Origin of the sequence: Sphingomonas pituitosa NBRC 102491, assembly GCF_001598435.1 — a bacterium.
GTDB lineage: Bacteria > Pseudomonadota > Alphaproteobacteria > Sphingomonadales > Sphingomonadaceae > Sphingomonas > Sphingomonas pituitosa.
In genome coordinates this window covers 36,280-56,471 of the sequence record NZ_BCYY01000015.1, presented here as the reverse complement: position 1 = coordinate 56,471, position 20,192 = coordinate 36,280, and the positions used below count along the sequence as shown (strand labels likewise).

18 protein-coding genes and 1 pseudogene are annotated in these 20,192 nt (G+C 66.4%); 12 read left to right on the top strand and 7 right to left on the bottom strand.

Annotated elements, in window-relative coordinates; translation table 11 throughout:
- Positions 1–59: 59 nt before the first annotated feature.
- The 6 genes and pseudogenes from SPI01S_RS23425 to SPI01S_RS13080 all read right to left on the bottom strand — a co-directional run.
- Positions 60–656: pseudogene (locus SPI01S_RS23425) on the bottom strand (CgeB family protein); the annotation flags it as partial.
- Between the two features lie 410 nt (positions 657–1,066).
- Positions 1,067–2,155: a CgeB family protein gene (locus SPI01S_RS13100; protein ID WP_066723113.1), complete on the bottom strand. Its 1,089-nt coding sequence runs from the start codon at positions 2,153–2,155 to the stop codon at positions 1,067–1,069.
- Complete coding sequence (locus tag SPI01S_RS13095) at positions 2,152–3,264, bottom strand: CgeB family protein (protein ID WP_066723112.1); 1,113 nt, start codon at positions 3,262–3,264, stop codon at positions 2,152–2,154. The genes SPI01S_RS13100 and SPI01S_RS13095 overlap by 4 nt, the downstream gene beginning before the upstream one ends.
- The gene (locus tag SPI01S_RS13090; RefSeq protein ID WP_169804512.1) at positions 3,261–4,364 is read right to left on the bottom strand and encodes a glycosyltransferase family 4 protein; all 1,104 of its coding nucleotides are present in this window, start codon (positions 4,362–4,364) and stop codon (positions 3,261–3,263) included. Before SPI01S_RS13090 ends, SPI01S_RS13095 begins: the two co-directional genes overlap by 4 nt.
- 14 nt (positions 4,365–4,378) lie before the next feature.
- A complete protein-coding gene (locus tag SPI01S_RS13085) occupies positions 4,379–5,464 on the bottom strand; it encodes an SDR family NAD(P)-dependent oxidoreductase (protein WP_066723106.1) in 1,086 nt (361 codons plus the stop codon).
- Positions 5,461–6,576 (bottom strand): SDR family NAD(P)-dependent oxidoreductase, encoded by a 1,116-nt coding sequence (locus SPI01S_RS13080; protein ID WP_066723102.1) that lies wholly within the window; start codon positions 6,574–6,576, stop codon positions 5,461–5,463. The genes SPI01S_RS13085 and SPI01S_RS13080 overlap by 4 nt, the downstream gene beginning before the upstream one ends.
- A 243-nt stretch (positions 6,577–6,819) precedes the next feature.
- Between SPI01S_RS13080 and SPI01S_RS13075 the strand changes: the two genes are divergently transcribed.
- From SPI01S_RS13075 to SPI01S_RS13060, 4 genes are read left to right on the top strand one after another with little or no spacing between them, the layout of a single operon-like run.
- Positions 6,820–7,419, top strand: coding sequence for a histidine phosphatase family protein (locus tag SPI01S_RS13075; protein WP_066723099.1), 600 nt, complete (start codon positions 6,820–6,822; stop codon positions 7,417–7,419).
- Positions 7,416–8,225: a TIGR04290 family methyltransferase gene (locus tag SPI01S_RS13070; RefSeq protein ID WP_066723089.1), complete on the top strand. Its 810-nt coding sequence runs from the start codon at positions 7,416–7,418 to the stop codon at positions 8,223–8,225. The genes SPI01S_RS13075 and SPI01S_RS13070 overlap by 4 nt, the downstream gene beginning before the upstream one ends.
- Positions 8,222–9,223: a glycosyl hydrolase gene (locus SPI01S_RS13065; RefSeq protein WP_066723087.1), complete on the top strand. Its 1,002-nt coding sequence runs from the start codon at positions 8,222–8,224 to the stop codon at positions 9,221–9,223. Before SPI01S_RS13070 ends, SPI01S_RS13065 begins: the two co-directional genes overlap by 4 nt.
- Entirely contained in the window at positions 9,223–10,332 is a 1,110-nt protein-coding gene (locus SPI01S_RS13060) for an inositol-3-phosphate synthase (protein ID WP_066723085.1), read from the top strand. The genes SPI01S_RS13065 and SPI01S_RS13060 overlap by 1 nt, the downstream gene beginning before the upstream one ends.
- Before the next feature lie 10 nt (positions 10,333–10,342).
- On the opposite strand, the gene SPI01S_RS13055 is transcribed toward SPI01S_RS13060, so the two are convergent.
- Positions 10,343–10,867, bottom strand: coding sequence for a DUF1003 domain-containing protein (locus tag SPI01S_RS13055; protein WP_066723083.1), 525 nt, complete (start codon positions 10,865–10,867; stop codon positions 10,343–10,345).
- Between the two features lie 47 nt (positions 10,868–10,914).
- Between SPI01S_RS13055 and SPI01S_RS13050 the strand changes: the two genes are divergently transcribed.
- The 8 genes from SPI01S_RS13050 (at position 10,915) to SPI01S_RS13020 (ending at position 20,052) form a co-directional block, all read left to right on the top strand.
- The gene (locus tag SPI01S_RS13050; protein ID WP_084253449.1) at positions 10,915–11,874 is read left to right on the top strand and encodes an MDR/zinc-dependent alcohol dehydrogenase-like family protein; all 960 of its coding nucleotides are present in this window, start codon (positions 10,915–10,917) and stop codon (positions 11,872–11,874) included.
- The gene (locus SPI01S_RS13045; RefSeq protein WP_066723074.1) at positions 11,871–12,845 is read left to right on the top strand and encodes a Gfo/Idh/MocA family protein; all 975 of its coding nucleotides are present in this window, start codon (positions 11,871–11,873) and stop codon (positions 12,843–12,845) included. The genes SPI01S_RS13050 and SPI01S_RS13045 overlap by 4 nt, the downstream gene beginning before the upstream one ends.
- 111 nt (positions 12,846–12,956) lie before the next feature.
- The gene (locus SPI01S_RS22305) at positions 12,957–13,106 is read left to right on the top strand and encodes a hypothetical protein (protein WP_157084681.1); all 150 of its coding nucleotides are present in this window, start codon (positions 12,957–12,959) and stop codon (positions 13,104–13,106) included.
- Between the two features lie 23 nt (positions 13,107–13,129).
- Positions 13,130–13,723, top strand: coding sequence for an SRPBCC family protein (locus SPI01S_RS13040; protein ID WP_245653592.1), 594 nt, complete (start codon positions 13,130–13,132; stop codon positions 13,721–13,723).
- Positions 13,723–14,913 (top strand): zinc-dependent alcohol dehydrogenase, encoded by a 1,191-nt coding sequence (locus tag SPI01S_RS13035; RefSeq protein WP_066723068.1) that lies wholly within the window; start codon positions 13,723–13,725, stop codon positions 14,911–14,913. The genes SPI01S_RS13040 and SPI01S_RS13035 overlap by 1 nt, the downstream gene beginning before the upstream one ends.
- 13 nt (positions 14,914–14,926) lie before the next feature.
- A complete protein-coding gene (locus tag SPI01S_RS13030; RefSeq protein ID WP_066723066.1) occupies positions 14,927–15,706 on the top strand; it encodes an SDR family NAD(P)-dependent oxidoreductase in 780 nt (259 codons plus the stop codon).
- A gap of 74 nt (positions 15,707–15,780) precedes the next feature.
- Positions 15,781–16,623, top strand: coding sequence for an HpcH/HpaI aldolase/citrate lyase family protein (locus tag SPI01S_RS13025; RefSeq protein WP_066723062.1), 843 nt, complete (start codon positions 15,781–15,783; stop codon positions 16,621–16,623).
- A gap of 273 nt (positions 16,624–16,896) precedes the next feature.
- Positions 16,897–20,052 carry a TonB-dependent receptor gene (locus tag SPI01S_RS13020; RefSeq protein WP_066723060.1) on the top strand — a complete coding sequence of 1,052 codons (3,156 nt, stop codon included), beginning with the start codon at positions 16,897–16,899 and terminating at the stop codon, positions 20,050–20,052.
- The last annotated feature ends 140 nt before the right edge of the window (positions 20,053–20,192 follow it).

Sequence of the window (20,192 nt, the reverse complement as noted above, 5' to 3'; positions counted from 1 at the left end):
TCCTGGCGCGTGCCGTGCGGCCGCGCTCTTGCTTCTTCGAGATGGGCTTCGAGTTCGGCTGCGCGGTGCGCTGCGTCATGGCCTTCGAACAGTCGCCGTCGCGCAGCCGTGCCGATTGCTTCGGCATCGCGGTGGAGCGCGGCGATCGCGTCCTCCGTCGTGTCGGCGAGCAGGATCTCGTCGCCGGGCACGAACAGGCTTTCGATGCCGTCCCAGCGATCCGACAGGATCGGCGTGCCGCAGGCTGCCGCTTCGAACAACCGTACCGAGGGGGACCAGCCAGCGGCGATCATGTCCGCGCGGGTGACGTTCAGCGTCATGCGCGACGCCGAATAGAAGCCGGGGTGCTCTGCCGGCGGCAGATGCTCTATCCGCTCCACATTAGCCGGCCAGTCGATGTCGTCCGGATATTGCGGGCCGGCAACAGCGAACCGCTTGTCGGGACAGCGGCGGGCCGGTTCAAGCAGCAGCTTCTCCAGCGTCGGCTGGCGATCTGGGCTGTAGGTGCCGAGATAGGTGAGGTCCCACCGCTTGGGGACGTCGAGTGGGCGGTAGGCAACGGTATCGACCGAGCAGTAGAGCGCGCGGGCTGCAGGGCTGCCCAGCTCGCGCTCGATCCGGTCCAGCGTCGGGCCCCCGGTGAAGCTTAGATACATGTCATAGCCAAGGATCAGCGCCGGCGTCAGATATTCGAACTCGCTGCGGGCCAGCTTGGCGAGGGTGACCGGCGTGTCGATGTCGTAGAAGGCGGTGACTCCCCTGGCCGTCCCCTGGACGAACGCACCGACCGCGGTGCCGTCCGGCACGTAGGAACCCACTATGACTGCGTCGGCATCCGCAATCTCTTCGCGCCAGGCGTCGAGATCGGCAAGTGTTCGGTAGTATTCGAGCCGGCAGAAATCCGGATCGATCAGGTCGCGGTGCGCACCGGCATACCAGGGGACTTCGCGCTCGAGGAACAGCACGTCATGTCCCCGCGCGGAGAATGCCCGCAGCAGCGCGCGGAAGGTGGTGGCGTGGCCGTTGCCCCAGGAGGAGCCAAGGCTGAGGCCCAGGACGATCAGCTTCATGCTGCTTTCCTTTCGCGCGGACGCTGGGACTTGAGGATGGCATCGACCTGCGCACCGCGAAGGTCGTAGCTGTGCTCGGCGAGTACGCGGGCGCGCGCCGCCTCGCCGATGGCACGGGCCCGATCGGGCGTGAGTGTGGCGAGATGTTCGGCGACGTCCTGCCCGTCACGTGCGACCAGCACCTCGCTGTCGGGCTTCAGGAACAGCTCGATGCCTTCCCAGGCGTCGGTAATCAGGCAGGCGGCGGCACCGGCCGCCTCGAACACGCGGGTCGCGGGGGAGAAGCCGATGGCTGCCATCGAATCCCGCGCCACGTTCAGCACCGCCTGCGGCGTGCAGTTGAAGGCATTGTGGTCGGCAGTGCCGACATGGCCGATCGCGCGGACATTCTCCGGCATCGCCTTGTCGTGCCAGCCATTGCCGCCCAGCAGGAAGCTGCGCTCGGGTGCGAGCGACGCCGCACGGAGGAAGAACTCCTCGATCCGCGCCTCGCGATCCGGCAGGCGATTGGCAAGCAGCGCCAGATCCGCGTTGAAACGCGGATCGGCGGGGGCGGGGTGATGTGTCTCGGGATCGAGCGCGTTGTACACCGGGATACACTCCCGTGCGCCCATCGCCGTGTACGCATCGATCACCGGCGGGCCGCCGCCATAGGTGAGGACCAGATCGATCTCGGGCAGCGTGGTGCGAACCGGGTGGGCGGGATCGCCGCGCATCTCGTCCAGCGTCGCGGCGGCGTCCACGTCCCAGAAGATGCGGAGCGCATCGGGGCGTGGGGCGGTGCGCATCGCCTCGATCAACTCGCGGTCGAACACGCCGACTCCGCTGGCCTTGACGACCACATCGGCCTTCGGCGCTTCGGCCAGCACGCTGCGCAGGCCTTCGTCCGTCGCGGGGTAGACCACCACCTTCGCCCACGCCGGCGGATCAATGTCGCGGTGCTGCTGCCGTTCGAAGGCGTCCGGTTCGTAGAAGGTGATGTCGTAGCCGCGCGCAGCCAGCGCCTTCAGAATGCCGCGATAATAGGTCGCGGCGCCGTTCCAGTAGGAGGAAAGCAGGCTCGATCCGTAGAATGCAATCTTCATGCGGCGTCCTTGGCAAGGTGAGGGCGGGCGAGTCCGGCGACGATCGCGAGCAGTTCGTCGACGCGGTGCGCGCAGCTGTGGCGGGTGCGGATCGTCTCGAGGCCGTGGGAGACCAGCGAGGCGCGAAGATCGGGATCGTCGCGGAGCGCGGCGAGGTGGCGGGTCATTTCCGCGCCGTCACGGGCGACCAGATAGTCGGTGCCGGGGCGGAAGAGATGTTCCGCATCGTCCCATGGCGCGGAAACCAGGGGAATGCCGCAGGCGAGCGCCTCGAACACGCGGATCGTCGGGATGCCCGGCAGAATCGTTGCGTAATAGCGGCGCGGTACATGCACCGTGGCGAGATGGCGGGCGAAGATATCCGGCGCGCGGGCATTGGGCGCCCAGCCATGATAGCGCGCGCCGTGCCCGGCGAGCATCGCTCTGGCTTCGTCCGGATAGCGAACGCCATAGATGTCGAGCGGAAGCCCGGCATCGGCAGCGGGGCGGAACAGGAAGCGCTCCAGTTCCTCCGTGCGTTCCCCGTCACCCCAGTTGCCGATCCAGACCAGACCTTCGCGGTCGCCTTCCTGCACGGGCGGCTGAAATCGGCGCAGGTCGGCGGCTTCATGCCAAACCCACACCCGATTGCCCCAGCCCCAGCCGCGATAGACCTCGGCCAGCGTCTCTCCGAAGGCGAGCACGCCGTCATAGTCGTTGAGGTCATAGGCCTGCATCGCCGCCGGCTCGCTGACCGCACGATGGTGCGTATCGTGGAACAGCAGGGTGAAGCCGCCGCCCATCGCCCGCGCCTGGCCAATGCGGGAAACCAGCTTGGGATCATTCCACTCGTGAACGATAACCAGATCGGCTTCGCCAATCATCTGCGCTGGCGTGCACATCGGCGTGTAGGTGCAGGATTGCAGTTCGGGATAGGCGTCGCGATAGGGCGCCAGACCTTCCTGGCCATGGTCCGCCAGCAGGTTGGCGAGGCTCCAGGCGCTTTCCGGTTCCCACGCCGTCACCTCGTGGCCGCGCGCGATCAGCTCGCTGAGCACGCCGCGCAGGAAGTGTGCATTGCCATGGTTCCAGCACGAGGCGAGCGAATGGGTGAAATAGACGATCTTCATGCCGCGACCTTTCCGGCGGGCGCGCGCTCGGCGAGGAGCTGGCGGTAGAGAGGAAGCATGGCGTCGGCCATGCGGACGGGCGTGTAGCGGCGGGCGTGGTCGGCAGCGGCATCGCCCAGCATGCGGCGCAGGCCGAGATCACCGATCAGCCGCTCGATCGTGGCGCGATAGGCGGCGGCATCCCGGGGCGGCACGAACAGCGCGACGTCGCCCCAAAGCTCGCGGAACACGGGGATGTCGGCTAGCACCAGCGCGCAGCCGGCAGCGGCGGCTTCCAGCACGGCCAGCCCGAACGGCTCGAAACAGGCGGCAGAGACGAACACGGGCCGGGCCGCGAGCCGGTGCGCCAGCGCAGGGCTATCCAATTGGCCGAGCAGATGCAGGTTTTCCAGCCGCGCCGTTTCCCCATGCGGTCCGGTGGCGGCGCCCGCCGCGTGGAACGGCACCGAGAGCTCGGCTGCAACGGCGTCGAGCAGTTCCGCGCCTTTCACGGAATCCCAGAGGCGGCCCACGGTCAGCACGAAATCCTGCACCGGCTCGCCTTTCGGCGTCACCAGGGGCGCACGGCCGTTATGCACCACGGTCGGCAGCGTCGGCAGGGTGTAGTAGCCGCGAATGACCTCGGCGTACCCGGCCGAAGGCGCGACCACGCGATCTGCTGCGCGGAGTCCTTGTTCGGTCAGTGCACGGTGCCAGTGAAATCCCGGATCGAGCGACACGCCGGGACGGGCATGCTGCCACCAGGTGGAGACACAGCCATGCGTCACCGCCAGCACCGGTACGCCGGGCGACGCGGCGGCGGCGAGGGTGGGCATGTTGAGTTGCACCAGGTCGACGCCGTGGAGCCGCGCCAACCGGCTGACTTCCGCGCCGGCGGTGAGTACCGGGGCAGGGCCGTCGCTAAGCCAGTCGAGCGGCAGCCCGGACTCGATGAAGGTGACGCCGGCGATGGCCCTGGCCTCGGCCCGCTGTGCCGCGCTTGGGGGCGGGCCAAGCTGCACCAGCACCGTCTCGACGCCCTGCTCGGCCAGCGCGCCGGCAAGGTCGAGGCTGTACTGCCACACGCCGCCCACGGCGTCGGTGGTAAGCAACAGCCGCAACGGTGCCCCCACGGTCACAGGGCAGCCGCCGCCACGCGCTCGCGCTGTATCGGCCGGCCGAGCGTGCGCCCGCGCTCTTCACCCAGCCAGCGGGCCAGCGCGGTTACGCCGTCCTGCCACCCGGTGGGCGTGCCGAGACCCAGCGCGGTGCGCGCCTTGCTCGTGTCCGCGACGAAATAGCGCTGGTCGCCCGCGCGCCAATCGTCGAAACGGAGATCGAGCGGGCGGCCGGTAATCGCCTCGACATGCGCCAGCAGGGTGCGCAGGCTCACCGCATTGTCGGGGCCGCCGCCCAGGTTGAAGGCCTGGCCCGCCACATGGTCTATCTGCCGCCACGCCGCGAGATAGGCGTCGACCGCATCCGACACGTCGAGGATGTCGCGCACCTGATGCCCGTCACCATAGAGCGTGATCGGTGCCCCTTCGAGCGCGCGGATCAGGAAATGGGCGACCCAGCCCTGGTCTTCGGTTCCCATCTGGCGCTGGCCATAGATGCAGCTCATCCGGAGCACGGCCGCCGGCAGGCCATAGCTGCGGGCATAATCGAGCACATATTGGTCCGCGGCACCCTTGGAGCAGCCATAGGGCGTGTGGAAATCCAGCGGTCGCGCCTCGCCGATGCCGTGCGCGTGCACCTCCCGATCAACCGGTTGATAGCCGTTGGTGCCCAGTTCGAAGTCGAGATCGGCGAGGTCGCCATAGACCTTGTTGGTCGAGGCGAAGATCACCGGCGGCGGCGTGGCCGCGGTGCGGGCAGCTTCCAGCAGCGCGAAGGTGGAGGCGAGGTTCACCTCGAAGTCGCTGTTGGGATCGGTGAGGCTGGTGGTCACCGCCACCTGCGCGGCGAAGTGGAACACCGCACGCGCCGAGCGAACCGCCTCCACGAGCGTCGCCGTTTCGCGGACGTCGGCGATCAGCGGGCGGATCCGGTCGCCATGCCGCGCCTGCAACCAGGCGAGGTTGCGCTCGACGCCGGGGCGACGCAGCGCGTCGTAGATCACCACCGTCTCGCCCTGGCGTGCCAGCCGGTCGGCGAGGTTGGAGCCGATGAACCCGGCGCCGCCGGTGATCAGGATCGGCTTCTCGTCGCCGCCGTTCATGCGACCAGACCCCGCTTCTCGAGCTCGGCACGCGCCTGGCCGACGCGATCCTCGGCGGTCTGCCGCTGCACCCAGTCGGCGAGTTCGGCGAGACCGATCTCGAAATCCTGTCGTGCCTCGAAGCCAAGCTTCTCGCGGGTGAGGCTGGTGTCGCAGAAGCAATGGCGGATGTCGCCGACGCGGGTCTTGCCGACGATTTCCGGCGCGGCATCGTTGCGACCCATGGCGCGGGCGAGCGCCTCGGCAACCTGCGTCACCGAGCGATCGTCGCCGGAACCGATGTTGAAGGTCTGTCCTGCAGCCTGGGGCAGGGTGAGCGCCTCGGCAAAGGCGCGGGCGACGTCACTCACATGCACGAAGTCGCGGCGCTGCTCACCATCCTCGAAGATCATCGGGCGCTGGCCGTTGAGCAGCCGCGAGGCGAAGATCGCCAGCACGCCGGTATAGGGATTGGAGAGCGCCTGGCCCGGGCCATAGACGTTGAACAGGCGCAGGCACGCGGTCTCGATGCCATAGGGCGCGCCCATGATGTGGGTGGTGCGCTCCTGCACATATTTGTTGAGCGCGTAGATCGAGGCGAGGCTCGGCCGCTTCCATTCGGGCGTGGCGACCGGCTCCAGCGGACGGCCTTGCGCGTCGAGCGGGTTCCACTGCTGCTGCCCGTCGCGGACGATGCCGCGCTCGGCGTTCTCCACAAGCTTTCCGTCGGCATCGCGGTACAGGCCTTCGCCGTAAATGCTCATTGACGACGCGGTGACGACCCGGCGGACGGGATTGTCGATCAGCCGCTCGAACAGCACGGCAGTGCCGACGTCATTCGCGGAGGTGTAGCGCTCGACTTCGTACATCGACTGGCCGACGCCGACCTCGGCGGCGAGGTGGATGACACTGTCCACCCCTTGCAGCGCTCGGGCCACCGCGTCGCCATCGCGCACGTCGGCCCGGATCAGTTCTACATCGTCGTCCAGTGCTTCGGGGCGCTCGCGATTGCCATGAACCTGTTCCAGCATCGAATCGAGCACGCGAACCTGATGGCCCCTACGAAGAAGCTCGGCTGAGACCTGACATCCGATGAACCCCGCACCACCCGTTACGAGCACCTTTTCGGTCATTTCGACGCTTTCCTGTCTCAAAAACTAACCTGGGTAAGTCGTGACGGAATGATGACTTGCTAGGGAAATCATCCGCCCATGAAACAAACAGCTTCTTCTTCATCTTGTTCCCGCTGAACGTTACGTAACGACTGGTATTAATTCGTTGAATGTCTGAAGTAACTTAGGTTAGTGGGAACCATTGGGCCAAGGCGGTTGTTACGGAAGCATCTAAGTTGATGCTGGTAGGCTGCAAATCTTCTCATGACTGCGAAAGTACATCTCATCCGGCATGGCGCGCATGATGATGTCGGTCACGTGCTGAGCGGGCGCAGCGCGCGATCGCCGCTTTCCGCGGTGGGCCATGCGCAGGCCCAGTGGCTCGCCGCCCGCTTTGCGCGCGAGAGCCCGATTGCCGCGATCCATTGCAGCCCACGCGAGCGTACCCTTGCGACGGCCGAAATCATCGGGGGGCGGATCGGTGTTCGCACAAAGGTGGTGGACGCCCTGGACGAGGTCGACTTCGGCGCCTGGACCGGCCGAAGCTTCGCGGAACTGGAACGTGATGCCGAATGGCACGAATGGAATCGCCAGCGTTCCGCCGTTCGCCCTCCCAATGGAGAGCGGATGGCAGAGGCCACCGGGCGGGCCGTCGGCCATCTTGATGGCCTGGTAGAGCGCGGATGGACCGGCACGCTGCTTTGCGTGAGCCATTGCGACATTATTCGGGGCGTTATTGCCCATTATCTCGGGTTGGGCCTCGACCGCCTGCTCGCCTTCGACGTGGATCCCGGATCGGTCAGCACGCTGTTGCTCGGTCGCTGGGGGTCGCGTCTGCTCAAGCTCAATGGGGAACAGGAATGAGAAGCCTCGCAGCCGCGCGACCCGCGCCGGCGGACGACCTGCGTGCGCGCATCGACGCGCTGGGACCGTGGTTCCAGAACATCCGCATCCAGGGCGTGGAGACCGCGCCGAAGCATTTCCTGGGCGACTATCCCGCCTTCAAGTTCGCCCGCTTCGCTACGGCGCTTCCTGATGACTTGGAAGGGCGTTCCGTGCTCGACATCGGCTGCAATGCCGGTTTCTATTCCTTCGAAATGAAGCGCCGCGGCGCGGGCGAGGTGCTCGGCATCGACAGCGACGAGCGCTATCTGGCGCAGGCCCGCTTTGCCGCGGAGGCGCTGGGCTTCGACGATGTGCGCTTCGAAAATCGATCCGTTTACGACGTGGCGGCGCTCGGCCGGCGTTTCGACATCGTGATCTTCATGGGGGTGCTCTATCATCTCCGTCACCCGCTGCTGGCGCTGGACCTGATCCGCGAACATGTTGCGGGCGAGTACATGCTGTTCCAGACGATGCAGCAGGGTTCGGATGCGGTCGCCGAGGTGCCGGAGGATCATCCCTTCCACATGCCCGGCACCTTCGACCCGCCCGTCTATTTTGACGATCCGGGCTATCCCAAGCTTCACTTCATCGAGCGCCAGTTCGCGCATGACTGGACCAACTGGTGGGCGCCCAACGCAGCCGCGTCGCAGGCGATGCTGCGCGCTGCCGGCTTCACCATCGAGGCCAACCCGGAATCCGAAGTCTATTGGTGCCGTGTCGCCGACGTGCCGTATGCGGAGTACGGCCCCGCTGCCGTCTATCCGGCCCAGGGAGGCGCGGCATGATCGAAGCGGCGATGCTCTGGAACGAGCCCAACAACAAGTCGCATTGGGATCCGGCGATCGACCCGGACTGGTCGATGTTCGCGCAGCATGTGATCGCCGCCGGTAACGCGATCCGAGCGGTGAATCCGGACCTTCCACGGGTGCTTGGCGGCATGTCGCCGATCGACACGCATTGGCTGCGGCGCATGGAAGGGCATGGCGCGCTCGACGCCATAGACGTGGTCGCGGTGCACGGCTTTCCGCTCGACTGGAATCTCTGGCCGCTTTCCGCCTGGCCGGACAAGATCGCGGAGATCCAGGCGGTCACCGACAAGCCGGTCTGGGTCACGGAAGTGGGCGTGAGCTCGTTCGGTGCCGAGGAAGTGCAGGAATTCGGCCTGCGTCGCACGGTGGAGCTGCTGCGGGGCAAGGCCGAGCGCGTCTTCTGGTATTCGCTGTTCGACCTGCCGACCAGCTGGGGCGCCGAGACGCGCCACCGCGAGGCGGAGGGCTCCTCCTATTATCGCCACTTCTACCTGGGCCTGATTCGTGAGGACGGCACGCCGAAGCCCGCGCTCGACGTCTATGCCGAGCATGCCGCCGAGGTGGGGCTGATGCAGTGGTTCCACTTCCACGATCCCCGGCTGGACGAGGCGGTGGCCTGGATGAAACGGCTGGGCACGCGGCGCATCCGCACCGGGCTCAGCTGGGCGGACAGCTTCCGCGAAGGCGCGGTCGACTGGTTCGACCGGCAGATGGAGGCGCTGGCGGACTTCGACGTCACCGTCACCTTCTGCTTCACGCCCGCGCATCTCGGCATCGAGCCGCACCATACCAGTCCGGCGCGCGACCCGCAGGCGTTCGCCGATTTCTGCGGCTGGATGATCGACCGTTACGCCGGCACCGCGACCATCGCGCCCTCGGCGGCGCCGGTCGCGCTGGCGGCCAGCCAGCCCGAGCTCAACCCCTTGCTGTTCAACCGCGACGAGCGCCTCGCCGCCGAGAGAAAGTTCGCCTGATGCTCTCCCCTGACCGCCATCCCATCAATGTCGCGCTGGTGGGCGTCGGCAATTGCGCCAGCTCGCTCGTGCAGGGGATCGAGCATTATCGCGCCGGTGCCAACGACATGGTCGGCCTGATGCACCCGGAGCTGGGCGGCTATGCCCCCAGCGACATCCGCATCGTCGCGGCCTGGGATGTCGACGCCCGCAAGGTCGGCCGCGACGTCGCCGAGGCGATCTTCGCCCAGCCGAACTGCACGGCCGTGTTCTGCGACGAGGTGCGGCATACCGATACCGAGGTGCGGATGGGGCGGGTGCTCGACGGCGTCGCCGATCACATGGCGGACTATCCGCAGGAGCGTACCTTCCTGCTCGCCGGTGGTGCGGCGGAGCCCGGCAAGGACGAGATCGTCCGGGCCCTGCGCGAGACCAACACGCACGTGCTGATGAACTATCTGCCGGTCGGATCGCAGGCCGCGACCGAATTCTACGCCGAATGCGCGCTCGAAGCCGGCGTGGCGTTCGTCAACAACATCCCTGTGTTCATCGCCAGCAACCCCGAATGGGCGGCGCGGTTCGAGGCGGCGGGTGTGCCGATCATCGGCGACGACATCAAGGCGCAGCTGGGCGCGACGATCGTCCACCGCGTGCTGACCGACCTGTTCCGCAAGCGCGGCGTCAAGCTGGAGCGGACCTACCAGCTCAACACCGGCGGCAACACCGACTTCCTCAACATGCTCAACCGCTCGCGGCTGGCATCGAAGAAGGAGTCCAAGACCGAGGCGGTGCAGTCGGTCGCCGAGAGCCGGCTGGAGGACGAGAACATCCATGTCGGCCCCAGCGACTATGTCGCCTGGCAGAACGACAACAAGATCTGCTTCCTGCGCATGGAAGGCCGGATGTTCGGCGGCGTGCCGATGAACCTGGAGTTGCGCCTGTCTGTGGAGGACAGCCCGAACAGCGCCGGCGTGGCGATCGACATGATCCGCTGTGCGAAGCTGGCGCAGGACCGCGGGCTGGGCGGGGCGATTCTCCCGGCGGCGGCGTGGTTCTGCAAGCATCCGCCCGAGCAGATGCCGGACGACGACGCGTACGAAGCGGTGGAAGCGTTCATCGCGGGGAATTGAGGTGGGGTCCTCAGTCGATCCCCTTCTCCTTGCGGCTCGCGTCCAGCGCATCCAGCACCTGCACCGGCTGCACATGGGCGTGAATCTCCGCGAACCCCGGATCGTCTGCCGAGACGTCCAGCTTCGCGGCGATCCGCTCCACCAGTCCGGCCAGCTTGGTCAGCTCATGCTCGGCCAGGAGGCTAACGTGCAGGTCCAGATCGGCGCGACGATCGGCGATTGTCGCCATGCGGTTCTGGCTGATCAGCACGAAGGTCGACAGGAAGATCGCTTCCACCGACGCGAACATCGCCAGCACCACGAAGCTTGGATCGAAGCGCGGCAGGACCGGCAGCACCCCCAGGTTCACGAGAATCCAGACCCCGAAGAGGACCAGATGCAGCACCACGAACGTCATCGATCCCGTGAAGCGGGTGATCCGATCCGCGACCTTGTCACTGAGCGGTGCGCGCTGGGCATCCTCGCGCTGCCGCGCCGTGAGGTCTTCGATGTTCTGGCGGAGCGTGGCGCCCATGCCCTGGCGTGGTTCGATCATCGCGCTGAAACAGGCCGCAAATCCAATTGGTTGCAGGGGGAGGGTGCATGATGCGCGCGGCGATCCTGGAAGGGCCGGAGCAGATCCGGATCGAGACGGCGACGCTTCCCGCGCCTGGCCCCGGCGAGGTGCGCATCCGCCTGGAAGGCTGCGGCGTCTGCGCCTCCAATGTCGAGCCGTGGCAGGGCCAGCCCTGGAGCCAGTTCCCCGGCGATCCTGGCGGGCTTGGCCACGAGGGCTGGGGCGAGATCGACGTGGTGGGCGAGGGCGTCGAGGGGCTGCTGCCCGGCGACCGGGTCGCCTCGCTTTCGTTCCGCAGCTTCGCCGATTACGATGTCGCCAAGGCCGACATGGTGGTGAAGCTGCCCGACACGCTTGCCGGCCAGCCATTCCCGGGCGAGCCGCTCGGTTGCGCCTTCAACATCTTCCGCCGCAGCGACATTCGCGCGGGCCAGACGGTGGCGATCATCGGCATCGGCTTTCTCGGCGCGGTGTTGACCAGGCTGGCGAGCGATGCCGGTGCGCGCGTGATCGCGATCTCGCGGCGGCAGGAATCGCTCGATCTCGCCAGGCATTATGGCGCTGCCGAGACGATCCCGATGCACGATCACTATGCGATCATCGATGCAGTGAAGGCGCTGACCGACGAGGCCATGTGCGAGCGCGTGATCGAAGCGGTCGGCAAGCAATGGCCGCTCGACCTGGCGGGCGAGCTGGTCGGCTTCGGCGGCAGGCTGGTGGTCGCCGGCTATCACCAGGACGGGCCGCGGCAGGTCAACATGCAGGGCTGGAACTGGAAGGGCATCGACGTGATCAACGCGCACGAGCGCGATCCCGCGGTGCAGATGCAGGGCCTGCGCGAGGCGGTGGACGCGGTGGCGAGCGGCCGGCTCGATCCGGCGCCGCTCTATACCCATCGCTATGCGCTGGAGGAGCTCGGCGAGGCGCTGGCGGCGACGCGCGACAAGCCCGAGCATTTCGTCAAAGCCCTGGTGATGCTGCGATGAGGCCGCGCGTCGGATTTCTGGGCACCGGCTGGATCGGCCGCCACCGCATGGAAGCGATGATCGCCACCGGCGCCATCGAGGCCGCTGCCTTTGCCGATCCGTCGCCGGAATGCGCCGAGCAGGCGCGGGCGCTCGCCCCGGACGCGCAGGCGGTTGACGGACTGGACGCCCTGCTGGGGCTGGGGCTTGACGGCATCGTCATCGCCACGCCCAGCGCGATGCATGCCGAACAGAGCATCCGCGCGCTGGACGCGGGGGTGGCGGTGTTCTGCCAGAAGCCGCTCGGCCGGACCGCGCGCGAAGTGGAGGCGGTGATCGACGCCGCACGCACTGCCGATCGGCTGCTCGGGGTGGATCTCTCCTATCGCCATACGGACGGCATGCAGGCGATCGCCGCGCTGGTGCGGAGCGGCGCACTTGGCCAGGTGTTCGCGGTCGATCTGGTGTTCCACAATGCCTATGGGCCGGACAAGCCGTGGTTCTACGATCCGGCGCAGTCGGGCGGCGGCTGCGTGATCGATCTGGGGGTGCATCTGGTCGATCTGGCGCTGTGGACGCTGGGCTTTCCGGCCGTGGACGGGGTTGCGGCCTCGCTGCGCGCCAAGGGGCAGCCGCTAGGGCCCGACCAGGTGGAGGATTATGCCACCGCCGCCTTCCGTGCGGGCGGCACCGATGTGCGGCTCGCCTGCTCGTGGCAGGTGCATGCGGGTGCCGATGCGGAGATTGCGGCCGTGTTCTACGGGACGGAGGGCGGCGCGGCACTGCGCAACGTCGATGGCAGCTTCTACGACTTCGTTGCGGAGCGGTTCACCGGCACGTCGAAGACCGCGCTGGCGAGCCCCCCGGATGCCTGGGGCGGGCGGGCGGCTGCAGCATGGGCGGAGCAGCTGGCCCGTTCGCAGCGCTTCAATGCGGAGGCAGAGCATTTCGCACGTTCCGCCGAGGTGCTGGACCGGATCTACGGGCGGTAACCTGGGGCCCCTCCCAAGCCTAACCCACGTTATGTCAAACATAATTTGCAACCAGCGCCTTTGCCGGTGGTTTCCCTAGGCACGCCCTCCCCAAGTGCAGGAGACTGGATCATGGCTACCCCGCCGAACGATCCCGAGGTGCGCGACGAACAGCGCGACCCCGGCTCGACCGAGACCAACCCCAGCGGCACCTCCAACCAGGCGCCCGCCGAAGGCGACGACGACACGCCCGAACGCCTCCCGGGCTCACCCCGGGGCTGACGCCCTCCGACAGGAGTACAACCATGGCTGACACGATGAACCGCGCGTCCCACGACGACGCGCCGCTGAGTACTGCCAACAACGAACGCGAGGCGATTGACGAGGCGACCGATGGCCTGATCGTCCAGCGCGGCGACAAGCTCGTCGCCCGCGCGGTGACGATCAATCGCCCGCGCGACGAACTCTACGCCTTCTGGCGCGATTTCAGCAATCTTCCCTCCGTTCTCGACAATGTCGTGCGGATCGACGTGCTCGATCGCGAGCGTAGCCACTGGGTGGTCAAGTCGCCCGGCGGCGGCATCGTCGAGTGGGAGTCGCGGATCACCGAGGATCGCGAAGGCGAGCTGATCGCCTGGGCGTCCGAGGAAGGTGCCGATATTCCCAACAGCGGCCGCATCGAATTCCGCGATGCCGGCAGCCGGGGCACGGTGGTGGTGGCAACGATCAACTACGACCAGCCGTTCGGCACGTTGGGGCGCGTCATCTCGCGCATCTTCCAGCGCGAGCCGAAGATGCAGGCGCAGCGCGACCTGCGGCGCTTCAAGCAGCTGATGGAAACCGGCGAAGTCGCGACATCGTCGCGCACCCACAAGCAACTCGAAGAGGAGCGGAGCTGATGCGCGCACTCACCTGGCACGGCAAGCATGACGTCCGCGTCGACACGGTCGACGATCCCGAAATCCTCAACCCGCGCGACGCGATCATCAAGATCACCTCGACCGCGATCTGCGGGTCGGACCTCCACCTCTATGACGGCTTCATCCCGACGATGATGGCCGGCGACATCCTCGGCCACGAGTTCATGGGCGAGGTTGTCGAGGTCGGTGCGGGTTCTACCCTGAAGAAGGGGCAGCGCGTGGTGGTGCCGTTCACCATCTCCTGCGGGTCCTGCTATCATTGCGGCAAGCACCAATATTCGGCCTGCGAGAACGGGCTTCCCGCCGACAACCAGGATATCGGCCAGGAAATGTACGGCCAGCCGATGGCCGGGCTGTTCGGTTATAGCCACCTCACCGGCGGCTACGCCGGCGGCCAGGCCGAATATGTCCGCGTGCCGTTCAGCGATGTCGGCCCGATCGTGATCCCGGACGGGGTCGAGGACGACAAGGTGCTGTTCCTGTCCGACATCCTGCCCACCGGATGGATGGCGGCGGAAAATGCCGACATCGAGCCGGGCGATACGGTTGCCGTGTGGGGCTGCGGCCCGGTCGGGCTGTTCGCGGTGCAGTCGGCGTTCCTGATGGGCGCCGAGCGCGTGATCGCGATCGACCATTTTCCGCGCCGCCTCGAACTCGCCCGCCGCTTCGGCGCGGAGACGATCAACTTCGAGGAGACGGACACGGCGGCCGCGCTGTTCGAGATGACCGGCGGCATCGGCCCTGATGCGGTGATCGATTCCGTCGGGCTGGAGGCGCACGGCTTCTTCGTCGACAACGTGCTCGACCAGATCAAGAAATCGACCTTCCTCGGCACCGATCGCATCCACTCGATCCGCCAGGCGATCCTCGCCTGCCGCAAGGGCGGCCGCGTCTCGATGCCGGCCGTGTACGGCGGCTTCGTCGACAAGTTCCCGCTCGGCGCGCTGATGGAGAAGGGGCTGACGCTCAAGACCGGCCAGACCCATGTCCAGCACTACATGCCCGCGCTGCTCAACGCGATCATGGAAGAGAAGATCGATACGACCTTCCTGATCAGCCACACGCTGCCGCTGGAGCAGGCCCCGCAGGGCTACAAGATGTTCCACGACAACCAGAACGAAGTGACCAAGGTCGTGCTGAAGCCCGGCATGGCGCTGGCGGCCGAATAAGGAAGCACCGAACATGGCGAACAAATTTGCAATCGTGACCGGTGCCTCGAGCGGCATCGGCCTGGAACTGGCGCGTCTCGCGGCGCGCGACGGCTACGACCTGCTGGTGGTGGCCGACACCCCGCTGGTCGACGCCGCCGCGGCGCTGAAGGGCGAGGGCGTTGACGTCCAGTCGGTCGAGACCGACCTCTCGACCATCGAAGGCGTCGACCGGCTGCTGTCGGCGGCCGGCGGGCGGCGGATCGACCTGCTCTGCGCCAATGCCGGGCATGGCCTGGGCGGCGGCTTCCTCGACCAGGACGTCTCCGAATGGCGACATGTGGTCGACACCAACGTCACCGGCACCGTCTATCTGCTACAGAAGGTGCTGCGCCAGATGCGCGACGCGGGTGAGGGCAAGGTGCTGATCACCGGATCGATCGCGGGCTGGATCCCTGGCAGCTTCCAGGCGGTGTACAACGGCACCAAGGCGTTCGTGGACAATTTCGCCGCGGCGATCCGCAACGAACTAAAGGACGTGAAGGGCATCACCATCACCACGCTGCTGCCGGGCCCGGTCGAGACCGAGTTCTTCGAGCGCGCCGGCATGATGGACACCAAGGTCGGACAGAGCGAGAGCAAGTCCGATCCGGTGGACGTCGCCAAGGATGGCTGGACCGCGCTGATGAAGGGGACGGACAACATCGTCTCCGGCATCTCCAACAAGCTGCAGGTTGCCGGGGCCGGGGTGCTGCCGCAATCGGTCACCGCCGAGCAGCACCGCAAGATCGCCGAACCGGGCAGCGGCGAATGATCGAAAGGGTCGGGCTGTTGCCAGCGCGGCCCTGATGATGCCATGGCATCCCCGCAAAACGGGAGGGGGATGCCATGCGCCTTAGATCGCTGTTGTTCGTGCCGGGCGATCGCCCGGAGCGTTTCGCCAAGGCCGCCGCGAGCGGTGCGGATGCGCTGATCCTCGATCTCGAAGACTCGGTCGTGGCCGAACGCAAGGACTTCGCTCGCGAGGCGATCGGCGCATGGCTGGCTGACATGCCCGACACGCCGTGCTTCGTCCGGGTGAACCCGCTGGGCACCGCCGCCATTGCCGATGATCTGGCCGCGCTTGCATCCTGTCGCCCGGCAGGACTGGTACTGCCCAAGGCCGACGGCGCCACCGCAATCCGCAGCCTGGTAGCGCTGGTGGCACAAAGCGGCGCGGTGTGCCCGCCGATCCTGCCCATCGCCACCGAAACGCCCGCCGCGCTGTTCCAGTTGGGCAGCTATGGCGAAGTCGCGGCCCATCTCGCCGGGCTTACCTGGGGCGCGGAGGACCTGCCCGCCGCGATCGGCGCCGTCAGCGCCCGGGAAAGTGACGGCGGCTACACGGCGCCGTTCGCAATGGTGCGCTCGCTTGCATTGTTCGCAGCGCATGCTGCCGGCGTGTCGGCGATCGAGACGGTCTACCCGGACATCGCCGACGGCGACGGACTCGCCGCCTATGTCGCGCGCGGACGTCGCGACGGATTCACGGGCATGCTCGCAATTCATCCCGCGCAGATCGAGGCGATCCATCGCGGTTTCACCCCTAGTGAAGCGGAGATCGCCGCCGCGCAGGAGATCGTGGCGGCTTTCGTCGCCAGCCCGGCGGCCGGGGCCCTGCGCCTTCACGGCAAGATGATCGACCGTCCGCACCTTGAGCAGGCGCGCCGCCTGTTAGCCCGCGCGGAATAACGCCCGGCGCGCAATTTCCCCGATGTAACCCGTTTCAGTCCGACAGATTGCGGCGCTGCGGCGACTTTTGCAAGTTTGTTGCACAGGTGAAAGTCATTTTCGAGCTGTAACCTCGAAAACACACCGGCGAACAAAATCAAACCTGTCCAACAGCTTTTTGTTTCAAACATTGACAATGTAGCGACCGATGGTAGCGATATCGCGGCTGCGAATGCATCGGGGTATTCGCAGCAAAAACGGTTTCCGACGAACAATGTCGGCAGAGGAGGGGACATGAAAAGCGTTTCGCGTTCGACTATATGGTCGCGCTCGGCTTCCATGATGGCAGTGGCTGCCTGCATGGTCTTGCCAACGATTGCACAAGCACAGACCGACAACGTTGCCAATGGCGCGGCGCAGCAAGAAGCCGGGCAGGGCGAAGAAGTCGTCGTCACCGGTATTCGCGCTTCGCTTGAACGCTCGATCGCGATCAAGCGCGAGGCTCCGGGTATCGTGGATGCGATCTCGGCCGAAGACATCGGCAAGTTTCCGGATACCAACCTCGCAGAGTCGCTGCAGCGTATTCCTGGCGTGTCGATCAACCGCACCAACGGTGAAGGCTCGCAGGTCACGGTTCGCGGCTTCGGTCCGCAGTACAACCTCGTCACGCTGAACGGGCGCCAGCTCGCCTCGGCGGCGATTTCGGTAGTGGGCGGTGACCAGAACGCGGACGGCGCGCAGGGCACTACCCGTTCGTTCGACTTCTCGAACCTGGCGACCGAGGGCGTGCGCACGCTGGAAGTGTACAAGACCGGGCGCGCAGCGGTGCCGTCGGGGGGCATCGGCGCGACGATCAACGTCGTCACCCGCCGCCCGCTCGACAACGGCAGCAAGCCGGGTCTGAACGGCAGCATCGGCGCCAAGGCAGTATACGACACCAGCGTGAACGGCTGCCTCGATTGCGGCGCGAAGGTGACCCCGGAATTCTCGGGCGTGGTCGGCTGGAGCGATGCGGACCAGCGCTTCGGCGTCGAGCTGTTCGGCAGCTACCAGAAGCGTAACTTCACCTCGATCGCGGCGACGTCGAACGACTGGAACATCGTTCCGTACAGCAGCTTCGTCAACGGCGGCTTCACCCGCAACAACACGGTGTGCCCGGCCAGCCAGACGGCGGTGAGCGCGAACTGCACGATCGTCAAGGGCGTGCCCACCAACGCCAACCAGCTGGTCGCGATCCCGAACGACAGCCGCTACCACTATGCCGAAGGCAGCCGCGAGCGCATCAACGGCCAGGCCGTGGTGCAGTTCAAGCCGACCGACTCGCTGACGCTGACCGCCGATGCGCTCTATGCGCAGAACCGCCAGCGCGAGACCCGTTCGGACCTGTCCAACTGGTTCAGCCGTCCGTTCGACGAGGTGCATTTCGACGGCAACACCACCGTCGCGACGGCAACCTATCTCCACGAGACGATCAACGGCTTCAAGGACGAGGGCTTCGAGGCCCAGTCGCGCGCCCAGAAGAACCGCCTGACCGATTTCGGGCTCGGTGCCGACTGGCAGCTGGCGAGCAACCTCTCGATGCGCCTCGACGGGCACATCTCCAAGTCGTCGAGCCTGCCGGACAATCCGAACGGCGTCAGCTCGACCCTGGTCGGCATGGGAGCCAACGTCGTCGCCGCGCACTCGGTGGACTATAGCGGCGCCGGCATTCCGAAGCAGGACATCACGCTGGGCTCGGTGCCGCTCAACCTGACCTCGCTGGGCAGCCAGATCGGCCGCACCAACAAGTCGACCCAGGAGCAACTGGTGCGCGAGGCGCGCGTCGATTTCGGCTGGGATCTCGGCAACGAGAGCAAGTTCGAGTTCGGTGCAAACTATCGCAAGACCGACATGCGCCAGACCTTCGTCAGCACCCAGCAGACGCTGGGCGACTGGGGTATCGCCAACCCCGGTGACGTCGAGCGGCTGGCCCCAGGGCTGGTCAAGTCCTTCTGCCTCGAGTGCAAGTTCGACAAATATGACCCGGGTTCGGACCCGGACTCGAAGGTCGCCTTCCGTGGCGACGCATCGAAGCTGTATCCGATCCTGTCGTCCTATTATGCGGGCCGCGGCAATGCGGTTGGCATCACCGGCAACAACAACAACCGCGTCAAGGAAGACATCTGGGCAGCCTATGGCCAGCTGACCTGGAAGGGCGAAGTCGGCAATGCGCCGGCGCGCCTAGTCGCCGGCATCCGCTACGAGCGCACCAAGTCGCGCTCGATCTCGCAGGTGGCGATTCCCTCGGCGCTGGACTGGGTTTCGGACAACGACTTCACCGTGGTGGTGTCGCTGACCAACACCAGCCAGTTCGACGAATCGCATTCCTATGACAACGTGCTGCCGCAGGTCGACTTCCAGGTCGAACTGCAGCGTAACCTGCTTGCCCGTCTGTCGTACAGCAAGACGATCGCGCGGCCGAACTACAACAACCTGTTCACCGCAACCACGGTCGGCGGTCCGCCGCGCCCGACCAACAATGGCGGCATTCCCAGCGCTTCCATCGGGAACGCCCGCCTTTCGCCGCTGATTTCGGACAATTTCGACGCATCGCTGGAATGGTATTTCAAGCCGGACAGCTATGTGTCGGTCGCGTTCTTTGACAAGCGGGTGCACAACTTCGTCGGCAACGGCCAGTTCACCTCGCCGCTGTTCGGCCTGCGCGATCCCAGCTCGGGTGCGGCAGGCAGCCGTTCGGGCCAGGCGAACGACGCGCTCAAGGCGCTCGGCGCGGACATCAGCGACGTGAATCTGTTCGTGATGTCGGCGCTGATCGCCAACCGCGGCTCGCTCGCGGCGGCGACCACCGAGTTCCAGGCGAACTACAACAACTCGACCCGCGCACTGGACGACAATTACGTCAAGGCGATCAACAACCAGTATGATCTGCGCGGAAATTCGGCCGATCCGCTGTACCAGTTCCAGGTTACGCAGCCGATCAACAACAAGGACGCCGAAATCTACGGCGTCGAACTGGCTGGCCAGTACTTCCTCGGCAGCACCGGCATCGGTGTCGCTGCGGCGTACACGCTGGTGCGCGGCGACGTGGGCTTCAACCTGGGTGCCAATCCGGCCCAGGACCAGTTCGCGCTGCTCGGCCTGAGCGACACGTTCAGCACCACGCTGATCTACGACAAGAACGGCATCTCGGCACGTCTCGCCTATAACTGGCGCGACAAGTACCTGTCGGGCATCAACCGCCAGGGCTCGCGGAACCCCGAGTTCACCGCGCCCTTCGGCCAGCTCGACATGAACATCAGCTACGAGGTGACGCCGCGGGTAGCGTTGACGCTGGAAGGCATCAACCTGACCAAGGCAAGCGTACGGACCTATGCCCGCGACAAGAGCGAGCTGTGGTTCGCGCAGGAACTCGACCGCCGCTTCCTGGCAGGCGCGCGCTTCAAGTTCTGAGCTGCCGCGCAATCGCGCGAGTGGAGAGGGGAGGGTCGCTGCCTGGTGCAGCGGCCCTTTCCCGTATCGGCGGCAGGAGGATGGACGGTTGAGGGGGCGGCGGCTTTGCGCCATGGTTCTCCCGAACCGGGCCGCCGATG